The sequence below is a fragment of the Algibacter lectus genome (genome assembly GCF_004368925.1).
Classification (GTDB): Bacteria; Bacteroidota; Bacteroidia; order Flavobacteriales; family Flavobacteriaceae; genus Algibacter; species Algibacter lectus.
Genome location: NZ_SORL01000007.1, coordinates 1,370,087 through 1,381,930 on the forward strand (window position 1 = coordinate 1,370,087; position 11,844 = coordinate 1,381,930).

The 11,844-nt window shown below is 33.6% G+C and carries 11 protein-coding genes; 10 read left to right on the top strand and 1 reads right to left on the bottom strand.

The genetic code is table 11. The features are described 5' to 3' along the window. Window positions 1–161: 161 nt before the first annotated feature. Complete coding sequence (locus DFQ06_RS06305) at window positions 162–548, bottom strand: group III truncated hemoglobin (protein ID WP_074935721.1); 387 nt, start codon at window positions 546–548, stop codon at window positions 162–164. A 288-nt stretch (window positions 549–836) separates the two neighbouring features. On the opposite strand from DFQ06_RS06305, the gene DFQ06_RS06310 reads away from it, so the two are divergent. The 10 genes from DFQ06_RS06310 (at window position 837) to DFQ06_RS06355 (ending at window position 11,719) form a co-directional block, all read left to right on the top strand. After that, window positions 837–1,607, top strand: coding sequence for a Rossmann-like and DUF2520 domain-containing protein (locus tag DFQ06_RS06310; RefSeq protein WP_042504520.1), 771 nt, complete (start codon window positions 837–839; stop codon window positions 1,605–1,607). Then, window positions 1,588–2,118, top strand: coding sequence for a KdsC family phosphatase (locus DFQ06_RS06315; protein WP_042498367.1), 531 nt, complete (start codon window positions 1,588–1,590; stop codon window positions 2,116–2,118). Before DFQ06_RS06310 ends, DFQ06_RS06315 begins: the two co-directional genes overlap by 20 nt. Before the next feature lie 63 nt (window positions 2,119–2,181). Beyond that, window positions 2,182–3,099, top strand: a complete 918-nt coding sequence (locus tag DFQ06_RS06320) for a geranylgeranylglycerol-phosphate geranylgeranyltransferase (protein WP_074935722.1) — start codon at window positions 2,182–2,184, stop codon at window positions 3,097–3,099. A 102-nt stretch (window positions 3,100–3,201) separates the two neighbouring features. Next, window positions 3,202–3,798, top strand: a complete 597-nt coding sequence (locus tag DFQ06_RS06325) for a Maf-like protein (protein ID WP_042504514.1) — start codon at window positions 3,202–3,204, stop codon at window positions 3,796–3,798. 69 nt (window positions 3,799–3,867) lie between these two features. After that, window positions 3,868–4,413: a mechanosensitive ion channel domain-containing protein gene (locus DFQ06_RS06330; RefSeq protein WP_074935723.1), complete on the top strand. Its 546-nt coding sequence runs from the start codon at window positions 3,868–3,870 to the stop codon at window positions 4,411–4,413. A gap of 33 nt (window positions 4,414–4,446) precedes the next feature. Further along, entirely contained in the window at window positions 4,447–5,514 is a 1,068-nt protein-coding gene (gene corA, locus DFQ06_RS06335) for a magnesium/cobalt transporter CorA (RefSeq protein WP_042504507.1), read from the top strand. A gap of 128 nt (window positions 5,515–5,642) precedes the next feature. Further along, the gene (locus tag DFQ06_RS06340) at window positions 5,643–8,168 is read left to right on the top strand and encodes a PIG-L family deacetylase (protein ID WP_133966727.1); all 2,526 of its coding nucleotides are present in this window, start codon (window positions 5,643–5,645) and stop codon (window positions 8,166–8,168) included. Window positions 8,169–8,284: 116 nt separating this feature from the next. Then, window positions 8,285–9,997, top strand: a complete 1,713-nt coding sequence (locus DFQ06_RS06345; protein ID WP_133966729.1) for a sodium:solute symporter family protein — start codon at window positions 8,285–8,287, stop codon at window positions 9,995–9,997. After that, window positions 9,975–10,961 (top strand): Gfo/Idh/MocA family protein, encoded by a 987-nt coding sequence (locus DFQ06_RS06350; RefSeq protein WP_133966731.1) that lies wholly within the window; start codon window positions 9,975–9,977, stop codon window positions 10,959–10,961. The genes DFQ06_RS06345 and DFQ06_RS06350 overlap by 23 nt, the downstream gene beginning before the upstream one ends. Before the next feature lie 134 nt (window positions 10,962–11,095). Then, window positions 11,096–11,719, top strand: a complete 624-nt coding sequence (locus DFQ06_RS06355) for a toxin-antitoxin system YwqK family antitoxin (RefSeq protein WP_159140071.1) — start codon at window positions 11,096–11,098, stop codon at window positions 11,717–11,719. Window positions 11,720–11,844 lie beyond the last annotated feature (125 nt).

Here is an 11,844-nt window from a genome sequence, read left to right on the forward strand (position 1 = left end):
AAGGCCTTTTTAAGGTCGTGCAAATTTAAGAATTTAAGTTTATTCTTAAGTGTTAAAACTGTTATAAAATATTGGAATAAAGTAGGTAGAAATGCGCTAAGAATATCTTACTTCATTTAATATTGATTTAGATGAAAAATGAAAGCCAAAAACATGAGGCACTACCCCATTCTAGCTTCAAAAATTTTTAGATATAAGAATGAGCCCATTTTACGTGCCTTAAATTTGGCGTTTTGAGCAAAATCGCCTTCAAAAAGTTCATCGATGGTTTCTAGCCATAGGTTTAACCAAAGTCCGAAATGCTGCTCAGTAATTGTGTTTTTATTATCGGCATCTACTTTAATATGCGTTTCTAAAGGATTGCCTGTGTATTTTGTTTTTAAAAACAGACTGGCTTCCCAGAAGGTTGTTAAACGCTCTAGGTGCGCATCCCAATCTTTTATAACATCGTTAAAAAAAGGCGCTAACACCTCGTCTTTCCTTACTTTTATGTAAAAGGATGACACCAATAAGTAAATATCGTCGCGGGTTTCTAGGTCTTTTTTCATAATTCAAATTTAAGATTTATTTTAATACTTATCTCTTCTCAATAGGCGATTACATTAATATGAATACTTTTTATTCTTTAACAGCAAACCGTGTTACTAAAGTGTTTTGGAAAGCTGTGTTTTAATGAAAACCCAAGACTTGGCGGATAAGGTGTGAGGGATTGAACGGCCTGTTTGAGCTCCCCGACCTTAGAAGGGAGCGAGTAGTGATAGCCCGACCCTTGGGGCACGCGCAAATTATTTTGATTTATTAATTTGAAATTGGTAATTGCTTAGTATTTTTGCAAGATGATTTCAGTAGTAATTTTAGGAGCTGGCAATGTAGCTAGCCATTTGTATAGAGGTTTTCGCGAGGCAGATAATGTAACTGTTTCTCAATGGTATAACAGGAGTTTAGATTCGATTTCGGAGCATAGCAATGAGGTTGATATTACGGACGATTTATCGAATTTAAAGGTTGCCGATGTGTATATTTTGGCGGTTAGTGATGATGCTATTGCAGAATTATCGGAACAACTTCCGTTTGAAGATCGTGTGGTTGTGCATACTTCTGGAGGTGTTGGGGTTTACGATTTAGATAAAAAACACAGACGTGGTGTACTCTACCCGTTACAAAGTTTTACTAAAGGTGCAGAACTTGATTTTGCAAATGTGCCGATGTGTATTGAAACAATTTACAAGGATAGTTACCCAATGTTAAAGGAATTAGCCTTAAGTTTAGGTGGCCCTATACAGAAGGTAAATAGCGACCAAAGGCGCGTGTTACATTTGGCTGCGGTTTTTGTTAATAATTTCACGAATCAGTTATATAGAATTGGTCATGAAATTACGGAGAGCGAAGGGGCCGAGTTTGATATTTTAAAGCCATTGATTTTAGAAACTGCTAAAAAAATTGAGCATTTATCGCCTTTTAGAGCGCAAACTGGCCCAGCAAAACGCCACGACAAAAAAACAATTAAAAAACATTTAAAAATATTGGATAACAATATTGAACATAAAAAGATTTACGAACTGCTTACAGCATCAATACAGAAAACACATGGAAGAAAAAAGCTATAAAGAGTATTTGGAACATATTACCACCTTTGTTTTTGATGTAGATGGTGTACTTACCGATGGTACGGTTTCGGTTTTAACCAACGGTGAAATGCTAAGAACCATGAACGTTAAAGATGGCTATGCTATTAGATCTGCCGTGGATAAGGGTTATAACTTATGCATTATTTCTGGCGGAAAAAATGATGGCGTTCGTATACGTTTGGAAGGTTTAGGTATTAAGGATATTTATCTGGGTGCGAAAAATAAAATTGAGCAACTAGATGACTACCTAACAACTAATGATATTAAATCGGAAAACGTGCTTTATATGGGCGACGACATTCCTGACTTCCCCGTAATGAAAGGTATTGGCCTGCCTTGCTGTCCGCAAGATGCTGTTCCGGAAATTAAGAGTATTTCTAAATATATTTCGCATAAAAAAGGCGGAAAGGGCGCGGTGCGTGATGTTATTGAACAGGTTTTGAAAGTACAAGGAAAATGGAGCGGTTTTTATAGCGCACAGTTTGACTAATTTGTAAATTTCATTATCCGACCTCGCAGTTTTACTTTTTTAATTATTCATTTTATTTGATAAATGCTTAACGTCTTAAATCTTATTCGATGGAAGAATTTATTAATGATTGCCTTAACGCAATTATTAGTTAAGTATGCGCTTCTAGAACCTTTTGGGGTTGCTATTAGTTTGGATGGCATTGGCATTTCTCTTTTAATTTTTGCTACTATTTGTATTGCCGCCGCAGGAAATATTATTAATGATATTTACGATATTGAAACCGATTTTGTAAATAAGCCACATAAACTTATTGTTGGCAATTCTATCTCCGAAAAAACGGCTTACAACCTTTTTATAGTCTTAAATTTTATTGGCGTTGGCGTTGGTTTTTACTTATCTCACGCTGTTGGTAAAAGTGCTTTTTTCTCCCTTTTTGTTATTATTTCGGCTTTGCTATACGTTTATGCTACATATTTAAAACGGACACTTCTAATAGGTAACATTGTAATTTCCATTCTTGTTGCTCTAAGTGTTTTAATTGTTGGTATTTTTGAACTACTGCCCGCACTTACTTTAGAGAACAGGGACATTCAACTTACATTTTTTAAAATTATTTTTGATTATGCCGTGTTTGCATTTCTACTCAATTTAATACGAGAAATAGCTAAAGATGTGGAAGATATTGATGGTGACTACAAAGCAGGCATGAACACCTTACCTATTGCTATTGGTAGAGATAGAACGGGTAATGTTTTGTTTGTGCTATCGTTAATTCCGGTTTTAATTCTTATTTACTACATTGTAAACTCGCTATATAAAGATATGCTTTCTACGGGTTACTTTGTCTTTTTTATTGTAGGTCCGCTAATTTTTACAAGTATTAAATTGTTTAGTGCTAAATCGAAAAAAGACTATCACTTAATAAGTAGTTTAATAAAATTGGTGATGTTTTTTGGCGTACTTTCCTTGTTAATTTACTATTTTAACTTGAAAAATTAAACGATTCCTAATAGTTTTGGAATACACGTGTAAAACCGTAAATAAATAGGTTTTATTAACTACTAATATACCTCAGTTGTTCACGCTGAAACTTTTAAACATATGCTTAAAGAGAAACTTAAAAATTACAATATTATTCTAGCTTCAGGGTCGCCACGTAGGCAGCAATTTTTTAAAGATCTTGGTTTAGATTTTGAAATAAGGCTAAAGCCTGTTAAAGAAGAATTCCCAAATAGATTAACGCATTTTGAAATTAGCGATTATTTAGCGCAATTAAAGGCGGCCCCCTTTAAAGATGAATTGCAACCAAATGATATTTTAATAACCAGCGACACCATAGTTTGGCATAACAACAAAGCTTTAGGCAAACCAACGGATGAAGCTGATGCGTTCCAAATTTTGAAATCTTTAAGTAATGCCACGCACGAGGTAATTACATCGGTTTGTTTTACAACAAAAACAACATCTAAAACACTTTACTCCGTTACTAAAGTAAGTTTTAAAGATTTTACAGACGAAGAGATTCTGTATTACATAAAAACAGCTAAACCTTTTGATAAAGCAGGTGCTTACGGTATTCAAGAATGGATTGGACAAGTTGGTGTTACCAAGCTCGAAGGTTCTTATTTTAACGTTATGGGCTTACCAACGCATTTGGTTTATCAAACCTTAAACAAGCTTGCCGAGCAACCCGCTTAAAAACAAAGATAAACCCGTCTTGCTTTGCTTTCTAGCGTATATTTGCAGCAAATTTTAAAACCTTAAAACATGCAGTTTTTTGAAACGTTTAAAAATGAATTAATAAACACAGCTATTGTGCTTGTTGTTTTGTTAATCATTAGATCCTTAATCCATTTTGCTATTACAAAAATTGGACACACAAGTGGTATAAACGATGCTAGAATACGCTTAATTAGACGTTACATAACCGTAACTTTATTTTTAATTGCTATTTTAATAGAATCCTTTATATTCGGGGCACAAGTACATGATTTAGCTGTTGTTTTTTCTTCTGTTTTTGCCGTTATCGGTATTGCGTTATTTGCAATTTGGTCTATTTTAAGTAACATTACTTCTGGTATTATTATGTTTTTCAACTTCCCTTATAAAGTGGGTGATAAAATTGAAATTCATGATAAAGATTTCCCTATAAAAGCTATTATTGAAGACATTAGAGCCTTTCAAATTCATTTAAGATTAGATAATGGAAACTTAGTAACATACCCTAATAACTTAATGCTACAAAAGGCCGTTACCTTAATACAAAAAGATGCTATAGACGAGACCGTTGATGATGGTGTTGATGCTATTTAAATTATTTATATCTTTATCTAAATACAATTTTTAATGGCTAAAGCGAGAAAACATAACTACAAGAAAAAAGCAGGACAAGTACCGGGAACAGCCATTTATACAGGTTCAAAATCTTCAGAAAAACTCTTTATTGAAGTTTTCGATTATAATGAAACTCAATTTACAGAAAAACATTTAACCGATGTTTCGGAAACCTTTCAATTTAAAGGAAGTGATTCTATAACATGGGTAAATCTAAATGGATTAAACCATGTAAAGGAAATTGAAAAACTATCTAAGCATTTCAATTTTCACCCTTTAGTTTTAGAAGATATTGTAAACATCTCGCAACGTCCGAAAATTGATGAATACGAAGATTATTTCTTCGTTGTTTTAAAGATGTTGTATTATGATAAGGATGAAAAAATAATATCGGAACAAGTCAGTTTTATTTTAGGGAAAAACCATGTTTTATCCTTCCAGGAATCTGAAGGAGATGTTTTTGATGCCGTTCGAGAACGTATTAGAACAGCAAAAGGACGCGTTAGAACCATGGAATCCGATTATTTGCTCTATGTTTTAATAGATGCTGTGGTCGACTACTATTTTAATATTATTGAGATCTTAGGAGATAAAATTGAAGATTTTGAAACTGATATCTTTAACGGAAATGCCACAGATGACGTCAGTCAGAATATCCAAAATCTAAAACGTGAAATACTAAAAGTACGCCGCGCTATTTTTCCGCTTCGCGAAGTAATAAATCGTATTGAAAAAAGTGATAATGCTTTAATTTCTAAACAAACACTTAACTACTATCGTGATGTTTACGATCACCTTATTCAAGTCTCAGAAAACATAGATATTTACCGCGAGATGATTTGGAGTTTAATGGATATGTACATGACAACCATTAGTAATAAAATGAATGAGGTAATGAAAGTACTTACCATTATGGCTTCCATTTTTATTCCTTTAACCTTTATTGCTGGTATTTATGGTATGAATTTCGACTATATTCCAGAGCTCCACTATCAACATTCTTATTTTATTCTTTGGGGTGTAATGATTGTTATTTTTATAGGAATGCTTATTTATTTTAAGAAGAAAAAATGGTTGTAAACCTTCAAAATATGTCTAAAAACTCAATAGACTTCCTCATATAAAAACATAAAGTTAAAGAAACATTAAAACCAACTTAAACCCTTTCAATCTTTGCTATATTTGGAGCTTAGCTAACTACCTTTTTTATGCAAAGCACGAAGTATTATTTTATATTACTAGTTTTTACTGTTTCATTTTTACAAGCACAAAAACCCAAAACACCAACATCTACCGAGATTTACGAATCTATTGAAAAACTCAACTTTTTAGGTTCGGTATTATATGTTGCTGCTCATCCCGATGATGAAAACACCCGATTAATTTCATACATGTCTAATGAAGTTAAAGCCCGTACAGCCTACCTATCTTTAACACGTGGCGATGGCGGACAAAACCTTATTGGCCCAGAAATAAGAGAACTATTAGGTGTTATTAGAACTCAAGAATTACTAGCTGCAAGACGTGTAGATGGTGGCGAACAATTTTTCTCTAGAGCTAACGATTTTGGTTACTCTAAACATCCCGATGAAACTTTAGAAATATGGAATAAAGATCAAGTTTTAAGCGATGTAGTTTTAGCTATTCGCCAGTTTAAACCCGATGTTATTATTAACAGGTTCGACCATAGAACTCCGGGCAGCACACATGGTCATCACACCAGTTCTGCCATTTTAAGTTTAGAAGCTTTTGATTTAGCAAACAAAAATACGGCTTATCCCGATCAATTAAAACAAACCGATTTATGGCAACCAAAACGCCTATTTTACAATACAAGTTGGTGGGCATATGGTAGCGAAGAAAAATTTAATGCTGTTGACAAAAGCAACATGCTAACTTTTGATATTGGTGTGTACTATCCGTTAAAAGGCTTATCGAATAACGAGGTTGCGGCACAAGCTAGAAGTCAGCATTTATGTCAAGGTTTTGGTCGTGTGTTAGATCGTGGATCGCAAAACGAATACATTGAGTTTTTAAAAGGTGATCCTCTAGGTGAAAACAAAGATATTTTTGAAGGTATTGACACCTCATGGAATCGTGTAAAAGGCGGAAAAGCTATTGGAGATATTTTATATGAAGTGGAGGATAATTTCAATTTTAAAGATCCGTCCCAGCATCTTCCGCAATTAATTGAAGCCTATAAATTACTTCAAAACATAGAAAACGAACACTGGAAAACTCAAAAAACAAAAGCGTTAAAGTCGATTATATCGATGTGTGCTGGTTTATATTTAGAAGCATCGGCAGAAACACCATGGGCAACTCAAAACGAAACCGTAACCTTAGATCTTGAAGTTTTAAACCGAAGCAATCAAAATATTAGACTGGAAAGCATTAAAAATGCCAATAGTGTAAATATTTCTAAACATATTGAATTAACAGAAAACACCAAATTCAACTTCAAAGAAACCTTTAAAGTTGGTAGCCATCAAACACCTACTACACCTTATTGGTTAACTAAAAAAGGAACTTTAGGTATGTATCAAGTAGATGATACGAGTTTAATTGGTTTACCCGAAACACCTAGAGTTTACCAAGTAGATTTTAATCTTCTTATAAATAATACACCTATTACGTTCACTAAAAATGTGGTTTATCGTTTTTCTAAACCAGAAAAAGGTGAATTGTATCGTCCGTTTGAAATTATCCCAGAAGTATCTGCTAAAATCACCGAAAAGGTTATTATTTTAAATTCTGATGCACAGCACGATATTTCCGTTGTAGTAAAAGCTGGCCGAAATGACTTAGAAGGATCTGTAGAAATTTGTCATCCAAAAGACTGGAGCATATTCCCTAAAAGCCAAAAAATTTCAATTAAAAATAAAGGCGAAGAGCAAACCTTAGTTTTCACTGTAATTCCTCCTAAAAACCAAAGTGAAGGTAATATTAGCCCTATTGTTCACATTGGCGTTAAAGATTACACCAAAGAACTAATTGAAATTGATTACGATCATATTCCCTTCCAAACGGTTTTACTACCAAGCGAAAGCAAAATTGTACGTTTAGATATTAAAAAGAAGGGTGAAAATATTGCCTACATACAAGGTGCTGGCGATGTAGTTCCAGAAAGTTTACAACAAATAGGATATCAAGTTCGTATTTTAAAACCAGACGAAATTAATGCCGAAACCCTAAGTAATTTTGATGCCGTTGTGGTTGGTATTAGAGCTTATAACACGGTTGAAGAAATAAAATTTAAGCAAGATTTATTGTTCGATTTTGTCGCTCAAGGCGGAAATATGATTGTACAGTACAACACCAATCATCGCTTAAAAGTTGATAATTTAGCACCTTTTGATATTACACTTTCTCGTGATAGAGTTACCGATGAAACAGCAGAAGTTACATTTTTAAACCCTGAACATCCCGTTTTAAATTACCCTAACAAAATTACACAACACGATTTTGAAGGTTGGACGCAAGAACGTGGTTTATATTTCCCAAGTAATTGGGCACCTGCCTTTACTCCTATTTTATCTATGCATGATAAAGGTGAAACCGATAAAAAAGGAAGTTTACTTGTTGCTAAACACGGTAATGGCTACTTTATTTATACTGGCTTAAGCTTTTTTAGAGAATTCCCTGCTGGTGTTTCTGGTGCTTATAGACTGTTTGCAAACATGCTTTCTATTGGTAAAGAAGATTTAAAACAAGAAGCAAAACTAAACGATTAATTATGGAAGAAAATCAACCCAAAAAACCAGTTTGGTTAAAATTATATTCTGTAGTTTTAATTGCCAACGCCATCTATTTTATTCTGTTTTATTTAATTACAAAAGCCTTTTAATTTATGGAAACTTTAAATTGGATCGATTGGGCCGTACTTTGCTTTACACTAATAGCCATAGTAGCTTACGGAACATACCAAACACGAGGCAGCCGTAATGTACAAGATTATTTAAAAGGCGGGAACACCTCTAAATGGTGGACTATTGGCTTATCAGTTATGGCTACACAAGCTAGTGCTATCACCTTTTTATCAACACCAGGGCAAGCCTTTAATGATGGTATGGGCTTTGTTCAATTTTACTTTGGCTTACCAATAGCCATGGTAGTTATTTGTATGGTTTTTATACCTTTATACCATAGATTAAAAGTATATACAGCATACGAATTTCTCGAAAATAGATTCGATTTAAAAACGAGAACCTTAACAGCAATTCTATTTTTAATTCAGCGTGGTTTAGCAGCCGGAATCACCATTTTTGCTCCTGCTATTATACTTTCTGTTGTTCTTAAATGGGATTTACTCACCCTAAATATTGTTATTGGCTTACTCGTTATTATCTACACCGTTTCTGGTGGTACACGCGCGGTAAACGTCACGCAAAAACATCAAATGGTTATTATTTTTGTTGGTATGTTGGTGGCTTTCTTTTTAATTGTGAGCAAACTACCGCAAGACATTACTTTTAGCAAAGCACTTGATATTGCTGGGGCTAGCGGAAAAATGGAAGTTTTAGATTTTTCATTCAATTTAAATAACCGTTATACATTTTGGAGTGGTATTATTGGTGGTACATTTTTAATGTTATCTTATTTTGGCACCGACCAAAGCCAAGTACAGCGTTACCTTTCGGGCAAATCGGTTAAAGAAATGCAATTGGGTTTAATTTTTAACGGACTTTTAAAAATACCGATGCAATTCTTTATTTTATTTGTGGGTATAATGGTTTTTGTGTTTTATCAATTTAATGAAGCACCTGTAAACTTTAACCCAACCGCTACGGAGGTTGTGTTACAATCTAAATATGCCGATGAATACAAAACACTTCAGGCAGAACAAACAGCTATTTTTAACGATAAGCAAAACATTATTAAATCGTTCTTAAATTCTGATAATCCCGATGCTTCAAAATACATTGCATTAGCAAATGAAGCCAATGATGAACTAAGAAAAGAAGCCAGAGATTTAATTGATAAAGCTTCGGAAAGTGAAAACATAAAAATAGAAAGCAATGATAAAGATTATGTGTTTATCCATTTCATTTTAAATAATTTACCTCGTGGATTAATCGGTTTACTTTTAGCCGTTATTCTAAGTGCAGCCATGTCTAGTACCGCAAGTGAATTAAACGCTTTGGGCTCTACCACTACCATAGATTTATACAAACGAAATACTAGCAAAAAAACCGAAGAAGAGATGGTAAAAGCATCTCGCTGGTTTACTTTTGCTTGGGGAATAATAGCTATAGGCGTAGCTTGTGTTGCAAATTTGGCCGAAAACTTAATTCAGTTGGTAAACATTATTGGTTCTATATTTTATGGTAATGTTCTTGGTGTTTTTCTTCTAGCATTTTTCTTTAAATTTGTGAAAGGTAATGCCGTATTTATTGGTGCATTATTAACACAAATTATTGTTATTGCACTATATCTATTAGATTTAAACGAAGTGATTAATCTACCATTTCTATGGTTAAATTTTGTGGGTTGCGCTATTGTAATTTCAATTTCATGTATCATCCAAATACTTATTCCAAATGACAAATCAATCAGAAGTTAAAACTATAAACTGGGGCATTATTGGCTTAGGAAATATTGCTAATAAATTTGCATCAGATTTATTAACGATTCCAAATACTAAACTTTACGCTGTAGCTTCGCGTTCACAGGAAAAAGCAGATTTGTTTGCTGATAAATATGATGCTACTCACGCTTATAACAGCTACGAAGCCTTAGTAAAAGACAAAAACATTGATGCTGTATACATAGCAACACCGCATGCTTTACATAAAGAAAACACCTTATTATGCCTAGAACATGGCATAGCCGTTTTATGTGAAAAACCATTTGCTATGGATGCTAATGAAGTTAGCTCGATGATAGCGAAAGCCAAAGAAAAAAACGTGTTGCTCATGGAAGCACTTTGGACGTACTTTTTACCACATTATCAATTTGTTTTAAAGGAGCTGAAAAATGAAACTTACGGCAAACTTCTAAAAATGGAAGCCGATTTTGGTTTTCATCGTGATTTTGATACATCGTCTAGATTGTTCAACAAATCTTTAGGTGGTGGAAGTTTATTAGATATTGGTATTTACCCAATTTTTGCAGCATTGTCTACTCTAGGGCTTCCGAAAGATATGCAAGCCGATGCTACTTTTTTTGAAAATGGCGCCGATTCTACGTGCAGCATGACCTTTACTTACCCCAATGGTGAAACTGCTAAACTAAAAAGTACACTTTTAGAACCTACTCCAACCGAGGCTGTTTTTTATTGCGAACACGCTACTATCAAAATAAATACCATGTTCCATATGCCAACTACAGTAACTGTAATTGCTAACGGGGAAGAAAAAACTTTAGATTTTGGTTATAAAACTATTGGTTATAACTACGAGGCTATTCATTTTAATGAATTAATACGTGCAGGTAAAACAGAAAGTGATGTTATGACTTTCGAGTTTAGTGAAAAACTTATAAATGCTTTAGATACCGTTAGAAAACTTATTAAGCTAGAATATTAAAAGCATATTTTCTTTAATAAATTATAAATCTGTCCGATAAGTTCGTAATTAACTTATCGGACATTTTTGTTATATTTAAAATCTGTAATAAAACATGAATATAGGGTTATACTTATGTTGGCACACATATGAGAATGAAAACACAACTGACATATATATTAGCATTCATTGTAATGGTCACAGCTTCTTGCAACGGACAATCAACCAAAGAAGATAAGATAATTGGGAATTGGGAGTTAATTGATAATAGCCAGAAAATTATTATTTACTTCCAGAAAGATGGAACAGTTGATTTTGACCAAAACGGACAACAGTTCAAGGCTAACTACAAATTCTCTTCCGAGAAAACTTTATTACTTGGCTCAACATTATATAATATCCTGACATTATCTAACAATGATTTAGTAATTGAGACTACAGGTTTTATGCCTAATAAATTCCACTATCAAAAAACTGACAAGACAATCAAATCTATCAAGGAATACGAAACGGTTTCCGAAACATATCCGAATGAACAAAAAAAGCAAGAAGGGAAACTACATAATGGTTTCATGGACGGAAAATGGTTGGAGTGGTATGAAAACGGACAACTAAAAAGCAGAAGATATTTCAAAGACGCAAACCCAATCGGATTGTGGGATTTTTGGTATGAAAGTGGACAGAAAAAAGAAGAAAAAGAATTTGATAGCCAATCTCAACTTCTAAATTTAAAACGTTGGGACGAAAACGGGAATATAAAACAAGAAATAAAAAACTAAAAAACGTGTGCTAACTTAAGCCGTGTAAAAATAATTGCTTGGTTCTCGCCTACTCGAAAAATCCTGCGGATTTCCCTCTGGTTCGTTCCATTTTTAGTAAGTTAGTGGTTTAACCACGCAACTAT

Bases quoted from the DNA above. Each gene is read 5' to 3' on its own strand.
- DFQ06_RS06305 (WP_074935721.1), bottom strand. From the start codon at position 548: ATGAAAAAAGACCTAGAAACCCGCGACGATATTTACTTATTGGTGTCA.
- DFQ06_RS06310 (WP_042504520.1), top strand. From the start codon at position 837: ATGATTTCAGTAGTAATTTTAGGAGCTGGCAATGTAGCTAGCCATTTG.
- DFQ06_RS06315 (WP_042498367.1), top strand. From the start codon at position 1,588: ATGGAAGAAAAAAGCTATAAAGAGTATTTGGAACATATTACCACCTTT.
- DFQ06_RS06320 (WP_074935722.1), top strand. From the start codon at position 2,182: ATGCTTAACGTCTTAAATCTTATTCGATGGAAGAATTTATTAATGATT.
- DFQ06_RS06325 (WP_042504514.1), top strand. From the start codon at position 3,202: ATGCTTAAAGAGAAACTTAAAAATTACAATATTATTCTAGCTTCAGGG.
- DFQ06_RS06330 (WP_074935723.1), top strand. From the start codon at position 3,868: ATGCAGTTTTTTGAAACGTTTAAAAATGAATTAATAAACACAGCTATT.
- corA (WP_042504507.1), top strand. From the start codon at position 4,447: ATGGCTAAAGCGAGAAAACATAACTACAAGAAAAAAGCAGGACAAGTA.
- DFQ06_RS06340 (WP_133966727.1), top strand. From the start codon at position 5,643: ATGCAAAGCACGAAGTATTATTTTATATTACTAGTTTTTACTGTTTCA.
- DFQ06_RS06345 (WP_133966729.1), top strand. From the start codon at position 8,285: ATGGAAACTTTAAATTGGATCGATTGGGCCGTACTTTGCTTTACACTA.
- DFQ06_RS06350 (WP_133966731.1), top strand. From the start codon at position 9,975: ATGACAAATCAATCAGAAGTTAAAACTATAAACTGGGGCATTATTGGC.
- DFQ06_RS06355 (WP_159140071.1), top strand. From the start codon at position 11,096: ATGAAAACACAACTGACATATATATTAGCATTCATTGTAATGGTCACA.